Origin of the sequence: Ensifer sp. 22460, from assembly GCF_052044935.1 — a bacterium.
GTDB lineage: Bacteria > Pseudomonadota > Alphaproteobacteria > Rhizobiales > Rhizobiaceae > Ensifer.
This window is the reverse complement of the sequence record NZ_JBQENZ010000016.1, coordinates 55,579-73,744: the sequence shown is the minus strand read 5'-3', so window position 1 is coordinate 73,744 and position 18,166 is coordinate 55,579. Positions and strand designations below refer to the sequence as shown.

Genomic DNA, 18,166 nt, shown 5'->3' with positions numbered 1-18,166 from the left:
ATTTTCTAATATATGCACCCACCATGTAGGCGAAGCCCCAATACGTCCTTCTCGACGCTCTCTACTGAATGAGGCCTTCCATGAACCATTTGACGACACCATTCGACTTCTTAGGTCACGCCCGGCGGCTACTCTCGCAGTGCTCCAACTGGCGAGCTGCGTATCGTCAGCATGTCCAGAGTGCTGCGAGAAAACGCGGCCCAATTATAGTTCTGGATGGTTGTGTATGGATTTGCGATTCGGCAGAGGACTTCCCGGATGAGTTCGGCTCACCAGCCACCTTTCCTGAGCAAATTAGACTAGCGAAATGAACGCAGCTGGAAAAACGAGGCTTGTGGCGTCCGTTCCAGCAGAAGTTTATGCCGAAACGCTGCCTCCTGTCGAGGCTTCTCACTGACCATCAGGTCGATCATCGCGAACTCGCCGGAGTGGAAACGCAATCTGACCGGCCGCGTCATGCGGAAGCGGAATAAGCGGGCGGTCTAATGCTGGGTCTACCGCGTCAATTCAATCGCCATCCACTTGGACGAACAGCTGGAGTTCTTCTCAAGCGAGGTGCCGAATGGGCCGCTCGCCTGTCACCTGTAAGCGATCAAGTCGAGCGAAACGGTGCTGGGGCGCAGGAATTCGACCGGCACGTTGGTGCTCTAACGCTGAAAAGCCACAGAATATTGAAGGCCGAGCGTGGGCTGATCGTCGCCGGTCGTTTCGCATTCGGAAGAAACTATTGATGTATCGGCCCAGCATCCTTCGAAGATATGTAGCCCCTGCGATCAATGATCTGCGGGTATAGCCGATCGGTGTCCTTGCGCGAGACTACGATCCTGCTCGATGAGCGGTTCCACCGAATTTACATCAGTACCATGACGATTGGCATCCAGTTGCGAGATTGTAAGCGGATAACAAATTATCATCGATGGACGTTAATGCGCGCACGGCGACGGCAAGAGCCAGTTCACACGCGAACTGCAGCGGGATGGTTTCGATCGATTATCCCTAAAAGATAATTTCAAGAATTCGATTGCATTATTCCGCAATTGTCTGCATCTTTTAGCTTCGACATTCCTGTATCGTCCGATAATGAGGAACCGCTGATGTCCGCAAGCCCGGAAGTTTACGGCTTTTTTGATCCTGTAACTTTTTCAATTCAGTATGTCGTCGTCGACGCGGCAACGATGAAGTGCGCAATTATCGACCCGGTGCTCGACTATGACGCCAAGTCCGGCGCGACGTCCACGACACATGCTGACAAGATTCTCAAGTTCATTTTGGATAGAGGCTACGAGATCACTTGGATCCTCGATACCCACCCGCACGCGGACCATTTTTCGGCCGCCGCTTATCTGAAGGAAATGACCGGCGCACCCACTGCGATAGGCGAAATGGTTGTTAGTGTTCAGAATTTGTGGAGGCGTTTCTATAACTGGCCCGACTTTCCTGCAGACGGATCGCAGTGGGATAAGTTGTTCGCCCATGGCGAAACCTTCAAGATCGGAAGCATCGACGCCCGGGTGATGTTTTCCCCTGGTCATACTCTTGCCTCGATCACTTATTTGATCGGAGACGCCGCTTTTGTGCATGATACATTATTTATGCCGGATTCAGGTACAGCTCGGGCGGACTTCCCCGGAGGTAGCGCACAGCAGCTTTGGAGCTCAATCCAGGACATTCTGGCCCTACCAGACGAAACCCGGATTTTTACCGGTCATGACTATCAACCAGGTAATCGCGAGCCGCGGTGGGAATCGACAGTCGCCGAGCAAAAGTCGAAGAACATCCATATATCCGTGTTCAAGACCGAAGCCGAGTTTATCGCCGCCCGAGTCGCTCGTGATAAGACACTAGCGATGCCGAAGCTGATCCTGCACGCGCTGCAAATAAACACAAATGCTGGGCGGCTGCCGCAACCTGAAGACAACGGGCTGCGCTATCTTAAGATACCGATTAATCTGATTGGAGGAGCAGCGTGGCACCAATGACGCGTTTGTCCTGCGAAGCCGCAGATATGAGATCGAACGTTGATGAGGCCTCCGACTTTTTGAAGAAGTTGTCGCATCCGGACCGTCTGCTCGTGTGTTGCGCGCTCGCCGACGCGGAGCGCTCCGTGCGCGAGCTTGAGGACCTTCTTGGAATCCGTCAGCCTGGGCTTTCGCAGCAGCTTGCCGAGCTGCGTAAGATCGGCCTTGTCGCTGCTCGCAAAGAGGGCAAGCAAGTATTTTATCGGTTGAACGACCCACGGGTAGCGACGTTCATCACCACGATGCACACACTCTTCGGCAGACAACACGAAGCGTCCTGCGCCTTGTAAAAAATAGGTGTCACTATCGCAGAGTGGCTTGTCTCATTCTATCTTGCCGGATTATCATGAATCGCCTCTCCCGATATCTACCCATCCTCCAATGGGGCCGTACTTACGACGGTACGATGCTGACCAGCGACTTTCTTGCTGCCGTTATCGTTGCCACCATGCTTATTCCTCAATCGCTGGCCTATGCGATGCTGGCCGGACTACCCGCGGAAGTCGGGCTCTATGCGTCGATCTTCCCGCTTGTAGCCTACGCATTGTTTGGAACAAGTCGGACGTTGGCCATTGGACCTGTCGCCGTCGTGTCACTTATGAGTGCCTCAGCGATATCGGAGGTTGCTGCACAAGGCACAGCCAGCTATGTTGAAGCGGCTCTTGTACTGGCATTGCTGTCAGGGTTCATACTACTCGCGATGGGACTGTTCCGCCTAGGTTTCCTAGCGAATTTCTTATCGCATCCCGTTATCTCTGGTTTCATAACTGCAGCGGCTCTGTTGATCTCAGCCGGGCAAATTGGCCACATTATGGGCGTCAAGGGCCGTGGCGACACGCTGCCCGAAATCGTCTATGCGTTGGCCATTCAACTTGGCAATGTCAATCCTGTGACCTTTGCAGTTGGAAGTTTGGTATTGATCTCCCTCTATGCCTCTCGCAAGGGTTTGAAACCGATGCTGGTCATGGCGCGAATGCCCGCGCGTCCAGCAGAAATCATTTCAAGGGCCGCTCCATTGGTCACAGTCGCAGCTACAACGTTACTTGCCACTGTTTTCGATCTTGGTGCTCATGGCGTAGCACTCGTGGGCACCATTCCGGCGGGACTGCCGTCGTTGGGCTTTCCCCACATATCGCTCGACCTGATCGCCACGCTAGCCATGCCGGCCTGCCTCATCTCAGTCGTCGGTTTTGTAGAATCCGTGTCAGTGGCGCAGACGCTCGCCGCAAAGCGACGCCAGCGGGTCGATCCTGACCAGGAACTAATTGGCCTCGGTGCAGCCAACGTCGCAGCTGGTCTCTCGGCGGGCTATCCGGTTACCGGTGGCTTAGCCCGCTCGGTGGTCAATTTCGAAGCCGGCGCCGCCACCCCGTTGGCGGGTGCGTTCACTGCTGTGGGCATTGCGGTCGCTGCAATGTACCTTACGCCACTACTCTCCAATCTGCCACGTGCAACTTTGGCGGCCACCATCATCGTCGCGGTGCTGTCTCTGGTAGATTTCGCCGCGATGCGACGCGTCTTTCTATATTCCAGATCTGACTTCGCGGCGATGGCTGCAACTCTCGTCGTCACGCTCGGCCGAGGTGTGGAACTCGGCATCGTAGCCGGAGTGCTCCTCTCGCTACTTCTCCATCTTTACCGAACCAGCCGACCACACATGGCCGTCGTCGGTCAAGTTCGCAACACGGAACACTATCGTAACGTGGACCGTCACTCGGTCGCAACCTGGCCGGAAATCCTTTCAGTGCGAGTTGATGAAAGCCTATATTTTGCCAACTCGCGCTATCTTGAAGACCAGATCGCGGAGATGGTCACCAACCGGCCTGCGGTGAAGCACGTCATACTGATGTGTTCGGCCGTGAATGCTATTGACGCGTCTGCGCTGGAAAGCCTAGATGAAGTAGGCCGCCGGCTCACCGAAAGCGGAATCGGCTTTTACCTTTCAGAGGTGAAGGGTCCGGTAATGGACCGGCTTAAGGGAACCGAATTCTTGAGCAGTCTAAACGGGAAAGTTTTCCTCAGTCAGCATGAAGCAATCCAAACACTGACCAAGCTGGAATATGAACCATCCCCATGATTGTCGGCGATTACGGAGTAAGCGGTCAACAGATGGCGTCTGGCTTGAAATTCCAGGGCATCGCGTTTCGATTTCGGCTATCGAGAAGCCTTAGGCGACAGCCTATTTGCGGGTAGCGACCTTGGCGACATACTACTCATCTGATGATGCCCCTTATAATATAAGGGGCTTTTTGGAGTAACTTCTGAGACTCCGAACACCGTGATCGCCGGGCATCGCCCTCGTGGTGCACGGTGTCGTGTTGAAGGTTCGAAAGTTGGATTATCCAAGGCGCTCCGTGCATAGCAGGCGAGCAGCAAGAACGCCGCTTGTGCTCACCGTGATCGGGGTGTCGCCACCCTGCTAATTAATGACAGGTACCAATGTGTCGTCAAGGGTATTGTCAATGATTTCCTTGATCAGAAGCCGAATGATTTTTGCGCACGTCGACGCCGCTCATATGCCTCTCCGCGGGATTCAGTCCTTCAAAAACTGTCCCTTTGCTCACAAACGCGCTACGTGGAATCACCTAAACCCTGATGTTGCATTCTGGGCGGAGTCAGGCAGTTGCGGTCGTTTTAAGGGTTGCGGTCTGCCTAAATGACCTGGTTAACGACTTTCACGGCCACTTTGCGACTGCAATTAGAGACAGCGCCCAGTCGAAGTAGGCGGTCTCTCGTTCCATCACGGAAGTTGAAGGGCACGGATAAATGAAAGTTTCTGGCGCAACTTCGCTGGGCATGACACCCTACTGACAGCCCTCCGATCCTGTCTGAATTAGATACCCGGAGGCTCCAGCATCGGCATTTCTTGGAGAATTTCCTAATGAATGACGTCATACCTAACAAGGGTGAAACGAACCTCGATATGTTCACGATGGTGGTTCTCCGCCGTCGGATCGAAGCAGTCATTCGCGATATGATCAACACCCTGTTTCGTACCGGCCGTTCCGGCGTACTCAACACCGCGATGGATTTCTCGTGTAGCGTAACCGACAGTGATTTCCAGACCGTAAGCACCGCATTGGGTCTGCCCGTCCACGTTGGTGCGATTGATCTAATCTCAAAAGCGGTCGCGACGAAGTTCGGGAACGACATTCATCCGGGCGATTGTTTCGCTAACAACAGCGGCTACCACGGAAATACCCACTGTGGTGATTTCACGCTGTGCGCCCCTGTGTTTTTCGAGGGCGAGGTAATATTTTACGCCATAGCCCGCGCTCACCTTGGGGATATCGGATTTCCAACTCCCACAACTTACGGACCGCTGTCTCGTGATGTTTACGAAGAGGGTTTGAAGTTGCCCTGCGTGCGCATCCAGAGAGACAATCGTGATATTCCCGAAGTTGTGGATATCTGCAAAGCCAACATCCGCGCACCCGAACAGTTTTACGGCGACTATTTGGCCACACTCGCCGCCGTGCGTACCGGTGAGATTGGTATGCAGAATATCTGTGCGCAGTATGGTGTCGGCACCGTGCGCAGTTTCCTCAAGCAATTTCAAATCTACGCCGAGACGATGGCGATCGAGGCGATCCGCAAATTGCCGGCAGGTCGAGTGACCCGAGAAGAGCGTTACGATTCTGAAACCGATCTGCACCCCGACGGCATTCCGGTCCGCGCCACAGTTGAAGTCGATCCCGCAGCGGGGATGATCACCGTGGATCTGACTGACAATGTTGATAATTTGCCGCTCGGAATTAACCTGACTGAAGCAACCATGCGCGCGACGTGCCTGACGGCTGTACTCACCGTGCTGGGCCCAAATGTTCCGCGCAGCACCGGCGCTTATAGCCGTATCCGCATTCTAAGCCGCGAAGGCGCCGCGATAGGGCGGCCAAAATTTCCGGCGGCAACTTCATGCGCGACGACAAATCTGACGCAACTTCTTGGACCACTCGTCCGCTCAGCCTTCGCCGAAATCCAGAAGGGTCTGGGCAGTGCGTGTGGCACTCTAGGCATGCCTGCATCTTGTCCCGTGGTCAGCGGAAGCGACAGCCGCCGCGGCGGTGAAAGTTTCGTTAACCAGATTATCATGGGATACTGGGGCGGACCTGGGCTGCAGGGACATGATGGTTGGTTCACGCACGGCGGCAGCGGCTCAATGGGCCAGTTGCGTCAATCTAGCGTCGAAGTCGTCGAACAGCAGCAGCCCGTGCTCGTTGAACGTTTAGAGATCGGTGTGGACAGCGGCGGCCCTGGGGAATGGTGTGGCGCTCCTGGCGCAATCTGCGTTTTCCGCAGCCGAACCGACGGGATCCGCTATACCGGCAACGCTGCGGGGCATGATTTCCCGCCCTTCGGGGTCGCTGGCGGCAAACCAGGCGGCGCGAATGACGTCCTCTGGGAAAGCCGTAACGGTGCGCACCACACCCTTCCAAATTCATTTGATGTGGTACTCAACGCCGGGGAGAAACTTATCTCTCGCGCGTCGGGCGGTGGCGGTTACGGCAATCCGCTCGACCGCAAGCCCGACCTTGTAGCCCGTGATGTACAGGAGGGTTGGATAAGTATCGAAAGAGCGCGAAAGGTTTTCGGCGTTGTGCTGCAACGGTCCGGATCCGAGTTCCGCGCCGATCCTGCCGCCACGCAGGTTCTACGTGACCAGATAATCTCCCGGACGCCGATCGTCCTTAAACCCGAGTTCACATCCTGAAAGGTTTGCACGAATGGCATATGAGATTTCCGCCGATGTGGGCGGCACATTCACCGATCTCGTGCTGCGGATCGACGGCAAAGCGGTAGAAATATTCAAAACCTCGACCGTCCCCAGCAATATTTCTAAAGGCATTCTTAACGGCGTGTCAATGATTGCAGAGACTCTCGGATTGACCCAACGCGAGTTCATGAACGATTGCAAGTCATTTTCCTGTGGAACGACTATAGCCACGAATGCAATTCTCGAAGGGCGGCAAGCAAAAACCGGATTGATTTGCACAGAAGGATTTCGCGACACGCTTCTTATTCGCGAAGGAGGAAAGCCGGATTCTTACGACTTCTACATGGATTACCCGGCCCCTTACATCCCTCGGCATTTGACAATAGGAGTTCCCGAGCGGATCAATTCGGAGGGTGGCATCGAAAAAGCCCTGGACGAAACAGCTGTCCGCGAAGCACTGTCCCGCTTCCGCGAGGACAAGGTGGAGGCGATTGCCGTCTCATTGATATGGTCGATCGCCAATTCTACACATGAGAGGCGTATCGGTGAACTCATCGTCGAGGAATTACCCGGCATCCCCTTCAGCTTGGGACATCAGGTCAATCCGTCAGTCCGTGAATACCGGCGCACATCGGCGGCGGCGATCGACGCTTCTCTTAAGCCGCTTGTACAGGCCAGGGTCACAGAGATCGACACCATGCTGGCTGACGCAGGCTTCAATGGTGTGCTGACCTTCATCACAAGTAGCGGGGGTCGCACCTCACCGACGGAGATCGTGCAACGTCCGATCTCACTATGTCTTTCAGGTCCGTCTGCAGCGCCGCAGGCTGGTTGCCGTCTGGCACGGTCCGAAGGTATCGAGCTAGGCAACATCCTGACCACTGATATGGGCGGCACCAGCTTCGAGGTTAGCGTCAGCGTAGACTGGGACACGCCCATGCACCGCGAGGGGATGATCGGTGACCACATGTTTGGCGTCCCGTCGGTCGAGGTCAAGACCATTGGAGCCGGTGGCGGTTCGATCGCATCGATCGACGCGGGCGGGTTCATCCACGTCGGGCCTGAGAGCGCCGGCGCTATGCCTGGCCCTGCTTGCTACGGACGCGGCGGCAATAAACCGACCGTTACGGATGCCAATGTTGTGAGGGGATTTATATTGCCGCAAACCTTCGCCAACAAGCAGTTCAAACTGGATGTTGAAGCAGCCGAACGTGTTATCCGCGAACAGATTGCGGAACCTTTAGGAATGGAAGTTAGGGAAGCAGCGAACCTGATCTGCTTGGTGGCCGAGCAGAATATGGTTTCCGCGATCGAGGACATTACCATCAAGCGAGGGGTCGACCCGCGCAACTTCACCCTAGTATCGGGGGGTGCCGCAGGGGGGCTCCATGTGGGTGCTATCGCGCGCGAACTTGGAATCCGTCAGGTCCTTATTCCTCGCGCTGCAGGTGTTCTCAGTGCGTATGGCATTATGACAGGCGCGATCAAGATGAGTTTTGCCCATTCGCTGTTCACCCATTCTCAAGATTTCGATCTTGACGGGGTGAATGCACTGCTTGCAAGGCTGCGCATCGAAGGAACTGCGTTTCTCGATCGGATGGACGTTCCCGATGAAGTGCGCGAGTTGAAATTCAGCGTTGAGGCGCGGTACGCCGGCCAAGTTTGGCAAATTACCCTCCCTTTCACCGCAGCTTCGTTGGACAAAACCGGTCTTGCGGATCTTGAGGCAAGCTTCCACGCTTTACATGAAGCGTATTATGCCGTGCGCTCGCCAGGCGAAAGGGTTGAATTCACCGAGTGGAACCTTGATGCCATAGGGCCAGTCTCAAGTGAACCGACGGAGGCTGAAACCGACATTTCACCTACCGCCGCCTCGGCTCTCGTTGGGCACTCTCGCAGTGAATTACGTGAATGTGGCGGGCCTGTCGACATCCCCATATATGATGGTGCGCAACTGATGCCTGGAGCCACAATGGTTGGTCCAGCCTTGGTGCAGGAAACAGTGACCGTCAACTACATTCCGCCGGGTGCGACTGGACGCGTCACAGCCCAACGGGGCCTGTTCATAACCATTCCGGTGGAAGAGAGCCGGATCCGTGTCGCCTGATCCGTGCTCATCGCGCCGGAAAACAAGGGAACTGCGTCATGCATGTTATCGCCACGACGGCGGGTCTTGTCGGCATCGCCGAAATGAACCGCCCTCCAAACAACTTTTTTGACAAATCGCTAATCCGCTCTCTGGCCGAAGCTTTTGAAGGCTTCGAGGCGCAGGGTATGCGGGCAATACTGCTTTGCTCGCGAGGGAAAAATTTCTGCGCCGGCGCTGACTTTTCCAATCCTGCGAGCGAGACAGTCGGGTCCGTCCACGACGGGATGGACGATCACCTCTATACCTACGCCGCGCAGCTATTTCGTTGCCGCCTTCCTATCGTCGCAGCAGTCCAAGGGGCAGCCGTGGGCGGCGGGCTTGGCGTTGCGATGGTGGCAGATTTCCGCGTTGCCTCGCCTGAAAGCCGGTTTGCTGCCAACTTCACCCGTCTTGGATTTCATCCGGGTTTCGGCCTAAGCGTAAGCCTGCCACGTGTGATCGGCGGGCAGCAAGCAGCAAAACTGTTCTACACCGGTCGTCGCATCACGGGCGACGAGGCTCACCGAATCAATCTTGCCGATGTGCTCGTCCCGGCTGTCGATTTGCGCAATGCCGCAATCGAACTTGCCCAGGAAATTGCTGCATCAGCACCGATTGCGGTTCAATCCGTTCGCGCGACCCTGCGCGGGTCCCTTGCGGCGGATATTGTCGCCGCTACCCGTCATGAGCTTGCCCAGCAAGAAATACAGTTCCAGACCGAGGACTTTGCGGAAGGAATCGAAGCCATGGCCGCCCGCCGCCTGCCCCAATTTGTTGGACGGTGACTCAACTGATGAGGAGCGTTGGATGAAAAGATACACTACCTCGCACTGGGGCACTTATGAGATACACCAGCCGAACGACGGGTTGCCGGAATTAGTGCCGCACACGGAGGATCCGGATCCTTCTCAGATCGGACTTCACCAGATTGCGGCTGGTCAAGCCGCCTGCCGTGTGCTGCGTCCCGCAGTTCGAGAGAGTTGGCTGCGCGAAGGCCCCGGTGTGGCTCCGCCCACACGTGGAGACGAGCCGTTCATCGAAGTGTCTTGGGACACAGCACTAGACCTTGTCGCGCGCGACCTCGGTCGGGTGCGCGGTCGGTTCGGTAACAGTGCTATCTTTGGCGGTTCTTATGGCTGGTCGAGCGCCGGCAGGTTTCATCACGCGCAAAGCCAGATCCATCGCTTTCTCAATAGCATCGGCGGCTATGTGCGGCACCGAGATTCATATTCGATAGCCGCGGCACAGGTGATTATGGGTCATATTGTGGCGCCTATGTCCGAGCTTGAATTTAATCACACCTCCTGGCCGGTGATGCAGGCACACACGGAACTCTTCGTTGCGTTTGGTGGTATTCCGGTCAAAAATACACAAGTCAGCGCCGGCGGTCCGGTTCGACATCGTGTGGTCGACGGGCTCAAAGGTCTGGCTCGGGCAGGATGCCGTTTCATCAACATCAGCCCGGTGCGCGACAATCTCGTAATCGAAGAGGCTGACATCGAATGGATTCCGATCCGCCCGAACACAGATGTCGCTTTGATGCTGGCTGTCGCCTATGTCCTGGAAAGCGAGGGACTTGCGGACACTGCTTTTCTCAACAGCCACACTGTCGGCTACGAGATCGTGCGCTCTTATCTTCTGGGTCATGCCGATGGCACGGCAAAGGCACCCGACTGGGCCAGCAACATCTGCGGCGTTCCCGCCGCACGCATCCACCAGCTTGCTCACGAGATCCATATACAACGCACCATGATGAACGCCGCCTGGTCGCTGCAAAGGGCGCGGTTCGGAGAACAGCCCTTTTGGGGACTGGTGCTGATTGCCGCGATGCTGGGCCAGATCGGTCTTCCCGGCGGCGGCTTCGGAGTGGGCTATGGCATGACGAACAGCATTGGCAGCCCCGATCGTAAGATGCGTGGACCGACGTTGTCTCAAGGATATAACGCGGTCACGGACTTTATTCCTGTTGCTCGCGTAGCTGACATGTTGTTGAACCCAGGTGCTTCGTTCACCTACAATGGGGAAACACGCAACTATCCAGACATTCGACTGGTTTACTGGGCGGGAGGTAACCCATTCCATCACCATCAGGATCTGAACCGCTTGCGAAAAGCTTGGCAGAAACCTGAGACAATCGTGGTGCATGAACAGTTCTGGACGGCCACCGCCAAACACGCGGACATCGTTCTGCCGGCCACCACGAGTCTGGAGCGTGACGACCTCGCTTTCGCTAACCGCGAAGGACATCTGGTTGCGATGCGCCGCGTCTTGGCGGCTCCTGGATCAGCACGAGACGACTATGCCATCTTCACCGCCTTGGCCGAGCGATTGCACGCTGCGCCTGCCTTCACCGAAGGGCGCAGCGTGGAGGAATGGTTGCGGGTGTTGTATGAAGGAACCCGCGCGGACTGGTCCGAAACCGGCGTCACAATTCCGCCGTTCGACGTCTTCTGGCAAGACGGCCTGATCGCTCTACCGTCACCGGAGACCCAAACCTCCATGCTTGATGCCTTTCGCCACGATCCGGTAGCGCATCCTCTGAATACACCGTCCGGGCGGATCGAACTGTTTTCCAAAACGATTGCGGGGTTCGGACTGGAAGACTGCCCTGGTCACGTCTATTGGCAGGAACCTCCAGAATGGCTGGGCGGGGTCGTCGCGAAGGACCATCCTTTGCACCTACTCAGCGATCAGCCGACCCGCCGGCTACACAGCCAGTACGATCATTCCTCGTGGAGCCGCGACGGCAAGATAGCGCAACGCGAGCCCGTCTATATTCATCCAGAAGACGCGGTCGCGCGCGGCATAAGTCAGGGCGACGTCGTGATGCTATACAACAGTCGCGGAAAATGTCTTGCCGGCGCGTGCGTTTCGGATGCGGTGATGCCAGGTGTCCTGCGTCTTGCGACCGGCGCTTGGTATGACCGCCGGCCAGGCGATGATCTAGAGAAGCATGGAAATCCCAATGTGCTGACATTGGACATCGGTTGCTCGGGCCTGTCGCAGGGTTGCTCGGCACAGACGTGTCTGGTGCAGCTCTCCGGTCCGATTGAAGACCCGCCGCCCGTCACAGCTTTTGATCCGCCCCGTTTTGTCAGCGCCTGACAAAACGAGAACCGTATCCCGCGGGGACCGCAACAGAAGCCAATCAAGGATATCACCATGACCGAGCGCAAATATACGGACGTTCAACTCTTCATCGGCGGCGTCTGGCGCGGCGGATCCGCGGGCCAGACCTCAAACATCATCAACCCCGCCACCGGCGAAGTGATTGGCCAATTGCCTCATGCCACGATTGCGGATTTAGACGCCGCGCTCGCCTCAACCGCCAAGGGGTTTGAAATTTGGCGTAACACCAGTCCCACCAAACGCGGTGTTATTTTGCAAAAGGCCGCAGACTTGGTTCGTGAGCGAGCCCTCCGTATCGCCGAGATACTTACCATGGAGCAAGGCAAGTCCTATGCCGAAGCCAAGGGAGAGGTACTCAAAGCGGCCGACATGATCGAATGGGGCGCGCAGGAAGGGCGGCGCACCTATGGTAAGACCGTGCCGTCCGGTCCCGAGATGCGGCTGTACACTTTGCAGGAGCCGGTCGGCCCCGTTGCTGCCTTTGCGCCCTGGAATTTCCCGGCCATCTCGCCCACCCGCAAGTTGGCTGGATCGTTGGCGGCGGGTTGTTCCTGCGTGCTTAAGGCCGCGGAAGATGTGCCTGGCACGGCTGTAGAAATCGTCCGAGCGTTTGTCGCGGCGGGAGTGCCAGACGGCGTGATCAATCTGGTTTTTGGTGATCCTGCGCAGATCTCAAATCACCTGCTGACCTCGTCAATAATACGCAAGCTTACCTTCACCGGATCGGTTCCCGTCGGCAAGCATCTAGCCGCGATGGCGGCGCAGAACATGAAGCTCTCAACGATGGAGCTAGGCGGCCATTCTCCCGTCATCGTTTTCGATGATGTCGATGTGCAAAAGGTCGCCACCATGTCTGCGGAGGGGAAGTTCCGCAACGCCGGACAAGTGTGCACTTCACCCACCCGTTTTGTTGTCCAAGACACAATCTATGAAGCCTTCCTCTCCCGCTTTGTAGAGGTGGCATCAAACATAAAAGTTGGCGATGGTTTTGAGCCCGACGTCGAGATGGGCCCCTTGATCAACGAGAAGCGTATGATCACGATGGAGAATCTGGTCGGCGACGCTGTTGAGCAGGGCGCCCGCCTGCTGACCGGCGGCTCGAGGCTCCTGAACCGGGGATCGTTCTTTGCGCCCACCGTGTTGGCGGATGTGCCCTTGTCAGCGAGGATCATGAACGAGGAACCTTTTGGACCCGTCGCCCTGATCAACCGGTTCGACGAGATGAGCGATGCCATAACTGAGGCTAACCGCCTGCCGTATGGTCTTGCCGCTTACGGCTTTACCCAGTCTATGACGCGTGCTGCAGAGGTGTCGCGCCGCGTGGAAGCTGGTATGGTTGCCATCAACGGCTTGACGGTATCCTTCCCTGAAACGCCCTTCGGCGGCATCAAGGATAGCGGTTACGGCCGCGAGGGTGGAAGTGAAGGTATCGAATCTTACACTACGAAGCGGCTGGTCATCGAACAATCATTGTAAGCTCGCGCCGGCTATTATCCACAGACATAGGCCAGTTATGACCCTCATCATCGAAAACCACGGCAAGACGACTCAAATCTCGTTCAATCGGCCAGACCGCCTGAACGCCATTGACAGTGCGACCGCATTCGAGGTGCAGGAGGCATTTCAGGATTTCGAGGCGTCAGACCAACGCGTCGTTGTTCTTACCGGCGTGGGCGAAACGTTTTGCTCGGGAGCTGACGTGAAAGATTTGCCGGAACTGTGGCGTTGCATTCCGGGTATCGGCTTCCAGTTGTCGAAACCACTGATCCTCGCGCCCTCAGGTTGGTGCGTCGGCGGGGCGATGGTCATGGCGATGAAATCGGATCTGCTTATAGCCTCCGACACGACTAAGTTTTTCTACCCCGAGGCATATCGCGGATTTACCGGAGGGATGATTGCGGGCCTTGCCGCGCGCATCCCGCACAAGATCGCGATGGAGGTAATGTTCATGGGCGAAAGCCTTACAGCACAGCGTGCTTACGAAGTCGGTTTTGTAAATCGGGTGGCACCGAACGGCGAGCACGTCAATCTTGCGCTGGAATGGGCCGACAGGATCGGCTCTGCCGCGCCGATGGTACTGGAGTTATTCAAATCCTTCGTCAACACGTCAATCCTGCCCGAAGGACCATCGGAAAAGGCGGCCAGCGTTAATCGGGACATTGCGAGGATCAAATCAAGCCGTGACCGGGACGAAGGCCTGCTCGCACTCAGGCAGAAGCGCAGTCCCGTTTTCGAGGGCCGTTGACATCAACCTGCTCGGAGTTCCCGGGCGAGGACACCTATATGAACCGCGGACTGGCGCATTTTGATTTGCTAACTGCACGTCTTTTCGTCGCAGTTATCGACCATCAGAGCATTGCTCAAGCCGCCCGCCACAATGGCATTGCAGCCTCGGCACTCAGCAAGCGGATCAAGCTTCTAGAGCTTGAGATTGGCTCAGCGCTTCTAAATCGCCATCGACGGGGCGTAGAGGTGACAGATGTGGGCATGATAGTGCTGCGCCACTCACGTGCCATGCTGCACGAAGCTCGCCAGCTTGAGGCGGGTCTCGATGCCACACGAAAGGGTCTGCGCGGCCGCGTCGTTCTTAGCGCAAATGAAACAGCCCTGATGGAATTCGTTCCCCGCATTCTGCCTCGGTTTGTCGAAGCGCATCCGGGTGTGCAAATCGTGCTCGAAGAACGGGCCAACGCTGCCGTGGTGCGGGCGGTCTGGCAGAACGCCGCGGACATCGGCATCTATGTCGGAGATGTGCCGCCGGTCGAGGTCTGGCACCGGCCTATCTTTCGCGACACGCTGGTCCTGGTGGTCCATCCTGACCATCCGTTAGCCGGCCATGCCTCGGTCTCTATGGAACACATCCTGAAATTCGAGGTCGTCGGACAGGCAACGGAAGGCACGCTTATGCCGCTACTAACCCGAGCGGCGGCGGCGCTAAACCAATACCTCAAGGTGAAACTCTATGCCGACGGTTATGACACGGTCTGCTTGATCGTAAGCCATGGGCTGGCTATTGGAGTCGTATCGGCAAGCTCGGCCTTATTGTTCGCCGAACGCCTAGGCCTTGTCACCGTGCATATCAGCGATAGCTGGGCCCAACGTGAACATCATGTCTGCGTTCGTGTGCTCAAGGATTTAGCCCCGACGCAACGGGCCGTTCTCGACCACCTGATCGACGCCAGCGATCTCGCAGCACTCTGAGGCGGCTCCCGCCCCCCATTCCAAGCCTCTCAGTCACCCATCGCCGCCGGATATGGCAGATTTCCTGATTGCCGCTACAGAAACGTCATCCGCGACTGTAAGCTGATGGTTAGAGATTCTTAGCTGTAACGCGGAGTTTGCGCTTTGGAAAGAAATAACATGACCCTCCACGATCGCGATATCGCATCCGTCGTCCATCCTCAGACCAACCTGCAAACGCACCTTCGGACTGGTCCGAATATCATCACCCATGGCGAAGGGGTCTATGTCTTCGACGACGCCGGCAGGCGCTTTCTCGACAGCGGCGCTGCGCTCTGGTGCTCGTCCCTGGGCTTCAAGAATGAGCGCGTTGCAAAAGTCGCCTATGAAGCCCTGCAACAGATGCCCTACTTTCAGTTGTTCAGGGGGTATTCGCACGGCCCAGCCATCGAGCTGTCAGAAAAGCTACTTCAATTGGCACCCGTGCCGATGTCAAAGGTTTTGCTGCAGTGCTCCGGGTCCGAGGCCAATGATAGCGCGGTCAAGATGGCCTGGTACTATTGGAACGGTGTGGGCAAGCCTGAAAAGCGCAAAATCATTTCCCGCATGGGCAGTTACCACGGCTCGACGTGCGTTGCGATCTCGATGACTGGCAATGCCGCGTATCACCGCAGCTTCGGATTGCCGTTCGAAGGGTTCATCCATACCGAAGGGTTGAACTACTATCGGAACGCTAGTCCGGGCGAAACCGAGGAACAATTTTCCCAGCGCCTAGCCGACTCTTTGGAGGCGACGATCCTAAAAGAAGGGCCGGAAACCATCGCTGCCTTCTTTGCGGACCCCGTTCAAGGCAACGCGGGCGCTCTACCGCCGCCGCTTGGATACTTTAAGAAGATCCAAGCCGTCCTGCGTAAGTATGACATTCTTTTTGTCGCAGACGAAGTGATCTGCGGCTTTGGCCGAACCGGAAAGATGTGGGGCTCTGAAACCTGTGGCCTTTCTCCGGACATGATCACCTGTGCCAAGGGTCTGTCTGCGGCAATGCTGCCAATCTCGGCTCTGCTGATTAATCAGCGCGTGTTCGACGTCATGACGAGTGAGAGTGATCGCATCGGCAGTTTCGTACACGGATTCACATATGCCGGACACCCTGTTGCCTCAGCTGTGGCGTTGGAAGTCCTCAGAATTTACGAGGAGATCGATATCGTTGCGCGCGTCAAATCGCTAGAACCGCGCTTTCTTGAAATGATGGACTCACTCACTGATCACCCGCTTGTAGGCTCTGCTTCGGGCGTCGGATTGCTGGGTGGGATCGAGATTGTTGCCGACAAGGAAACACGCAAGAGCTTCGCGCCGCAGGTGGGCATAAACAAACTGATCGACAAGCACGCGGAGGCAAACGGTATCATTTTGCGCACGACGCCGGCAAACCGAATCGCTTATTCGCCTGCCCTGATCATCAGCGAAGACGAGATCGCTGAAGTGGGCCGGCTCACCCGCATCGTGCTGGATGGCGCCATGAATGATTACCACAAAGCCAAAGCTGCAGCTTAGCCCCGTGATGGAGCTGTTAAGCCGTAAAACAGCTCCGTCGCCAACCGTTCAAATAACTGAGGTTCCGATGAATAAGCAGTTGCACCGTCCAGATACGATAAGCCCGGATGAATGGGATATCCGCTGCGACCTGGCCGCCCTATACCGGCTTGTCGCGCATTACCGCTGGACCGACTTAATTTACACGCATATCTCGGCCCGGGCGCCTGGGGCTGACCATCACTTTCTTATCAACGACTATCGGCGCATGTTCCACGAAATGCGCGCTTCAGATTTGGTCAAGATCGACTTAAATGGCAAGAAAGTGGACAATGCTGCATCGGATCAGGTGGTTAACGAGGCCGGGTTCGTTATACATTCGGCCTTGCACGCTGTCCGCGATGACTTGGTCTGCATTGTGCACACCCATACCAAAGCCGGGATAGCTGTTTCAGCGCAACGGGATGGGCTGCTGCCGATAAGTCAGCACGCGCTGAAGTTCTATGGCCATCTTGCCTATCACAAATACGAGGGCATCGCGCTGGACGTGGCAGAGCGTGATCGTCTGGTCAGTGATCTCGGCCCCAACCACCGGGCAATGATCTTGCGCAATCACGGACTGTTGGTTGGTGGTCGTTCTATCCCAGAGGCGTTTGACCATATCTATTTCCTCGAACGCGCCTGCGAGGCCCAGATCGCCGCGCAATCCGGCGGGGCCGAGCTCGTGATCTGCCCTGACGAGGAAATCCGGGAACATACAGCCAAACAGTTCCGACATGACGAAATGGTGCCTTGGTATAACATGGCCTGGACCGCTGCGCTTCGCCAAATCGATCCGGATGCAAGTGATGTCTGGACCTGATTGATTAGCGCTCAGGGCGTCCCGCCCGTAAGAAGCCGGCTAGGGCGGTCAATTTTCAGATCGGTGTAGACCTTCCATCCCTTGCATGATCGCGCTCCATGATGTCACGCACGCGAACACTTAGCGTTCCGGTACGTGGCGACGCTTCGCGCCAGTCAAGTTCCATCGTCCATTCTTGCGAATTTGTTGGCTCGGCCGGATATGCCGTCGGTAACCGCTCGATCAACGTCAGCCACGCTCATATGTGGGATTCCGACGTGAAGCCGGCCGTTTTCTTCTGAATATCCCCCTGGGCTAAGAACTTTGGAATCAAGCCTCCCGGTAAACGAGGAGATTTTGATGCCGGCAAACAGAAGATTGACCATTATAGGACAGATGTTCCGGCTTGACGGAGGCGGGGCCAGCAGTGGCGAGATCGAAATGATCCTCGAGATTGTCGGCGGCACCACGCAGGACAACCTCAAGCGGGGCGCGACGGTGTGGTTAAGTTGGTCCCTCTCGCATAACTTAACGGACGATGCCCTGAAGGGTCGGCTTTTCAATTGCCGGGTCAAGCAGGGCAGGCGGCGGCGGCCGGAGCCAAACTGGGCCTAGGTTTTCTA

At 56.5% G+C, this 18,166-nt stretch carries 13 protein-coding genes and 1 pseudogene; 13 read left to right on the top strand and 1 reads right to left on the bottom strand.

What is annotated here, in order from left to right:
- Nucleotides 1-383: 383 nt before the first annotated feature.
- Nucleotides 384-482, bottom strand: a pseudogene (locus tag ACTJKM_RS20170) (ferredoxin--NADP reductase); the annotation flags it as partial.
- A 612-nt stretch (nucleotides 483-1,094) separates the two neighbouring features.
- On the opposite strand from ACTJKM_RS20170, the gene ACTJKM_RS20165 reads away from it, so the two are divergent.
- The 13 genes from ACTJKM_RS20165 (at nucleotide 1,095) to ACTJKM_RS20105 (ending at nucleotide 18,158) form a co-directional block, all read left to right on the top strand.
- Nucleotides 1,095-1,979 carry an MBL fold metallo-hydrolase gene (locus tag ACTJKM_RS20165; RefSeq protein WP_440637066.1) on the top strand — a complete coding sequence of 295 codons (885 nt, stop codon included), beginning with the start codon at nucleotides 1,095-1,097 and terminating at the stop codon, nucleotides 1,977-1,979.
- Complete coding sequence (locus tag ACTJKM_RS20160) at nucleotides 1,976-2,308, top strand: ArsR/SmtB family transcription factor (RefSeq protein ID WP_440637132.1); 333 nt, start codon at nucleotides 1,976-1,978, stop codon at nucleotides 2,306-2,308. Before ACTJKM_RS20165 ends, ACTJKM_RS20160 begins: the two co-directional genes overlap by 4 nt.
- 56 nt (nucleotides 2,309-2,364) lie before the next feature.
- Nucleotides 2,365-4,095, top strand: coding sequence for a SulP family inorganic anion transporter (locus ACTJKM_RS20155; protein ID WP_440637064.1), 1,731 nt, complete (start codon nucleotides 2,365-2,367; stop codon nucleotides 4,093-4,095).
- A gap of 804 nt (nucleotides 4,096-4,899) precedes the next feature.
- Nucleotides 4,900-6,729 (top strand): hydantoinase B/oxoprolinase family protein, encoded by a 1,830-nt coding sequence (locus ACTJKM_RS20150; RefSeq protein ID WP_430764914.1) that lies wholly within the window; start codon nucleotides 4,900-4,902, stop codon nucleotides 6,727-6,729.
- Nucleotides 6,730-6,742: 13 nt separating this feature from the next.
- Entirely contained in the window at nucleotides 6,743-8,839 is a 2,097-nt protein-coding gene (locus ACTJKM_RS20145) for a hydantoinase/oxoprolinase family protein (RefSeq protein WP_440637062.1), read from the top strand.
- 38 nt (nucleotides 8,840-8,877) lie between these two features.
- Nucleotides 8,878-9,645 (top strand): enoyl-CoA hydratase/isomerase family protein, encoded by a 768-nt coding sequence (locus ACTJKM_RS20140; protein ID WP_430764912.1) that lies wholly within the window; start codon nucleotides 8,878-8,880, stop codon nucleotides 9,643-9,645.
- A gap of 22 nt (nucleotides 9,646-9,667) precedes the next feature.
- On the top strand, nucleotides 9,668-11,965 hold the full coding sequence (locus ACTJKM_RS20135; RefSeq protein WP_440637060.1) for a molybdopterin-dependent oxidoreductase: 2,298 nt from the start codon (nucleotides 9,668-9,670) through the stop codon (nucleotides 11,963-11,965).
- 57 nt (nucleotides 11,966-12,022) lie between these two features.
- Entirely contained in the window at nucleotides 12,023-13,465 is a 1,443-nt protein-coding gene (locus tag ACTJKM_RS20130; RefSeq protein WP_440637058.1) for an NAD-dependent succinate-semialdehyde dehydrogenase, read from the top strand.
- A gap of 37 nt (nucleotides 13,466-13,502) precedes the next feature.
- Nucleotides 13,503-14,234, top strand: a complete 732-nt coding sequence (locus ACTJKM_RS20125; RefSeq protein ID WP_440637056.1) for an enoyl-CoA hydratase-related protein — start codon at nucleotides 13,503-13,505, stop codon at nucleotides 14,232-14,234.
- A 38-nt stretch (nucleotides 14,235-14,272) separates the two neighbouring features.
- Entirely contained in the window at nucleotides 14,273-15,190 is a 918-nt protein-coding gene (locus ACTJKM_RS20120) for a LysR substrate-binding domain-containing protein (protein WP_430764908.1), read from the top strand.
- A gap of 159 nt (nucleotides 15,191-15,349) precedes the next feature.
- The gene (locus ACTJKM_RS20115; RefSeq protein WP_440637054.1) at nucleotides 15,350-16,723 is read left to right on the top strand and encodes an aminotransferase; all 1,374 of its coding nucleotides are present in this window, start codon (nucleotides 15,350-15,352) and stop codon (nucleotides 16,721-16,723) included.
- 67 nt (nucleotides 16,724-16,790) lie between these two features.
- Nucleotides 16,791-17,564 carry a class II aldolase/adducin family protein gene (locus ACTJKM_RS20110; RefSeq protein ID WP_440660741.1) on the top strand — a complete coding sequence of 258 codons (774 nt, stop codon included), beginning with the start codon at nucleotides 16,791-16,793 and terminating at the stop codon, nucleotides 17,562-17,564.
- Between the two features lie 339 nt (nucleotides 17,565-17,903).
- Complete coding sequence (locus ACTJKM_RS20105; RefSeq protein WP_440637050.1) at nucleotides 17,904-18,158, top strand: hypothetical protein; 255 nt, start codon at nucleotides 17,904-17,906, stop codon at nucleotides 18,156-18,158.
- Nucleotides 18,159-18,166: the final 8 nt, after the last annotated feature.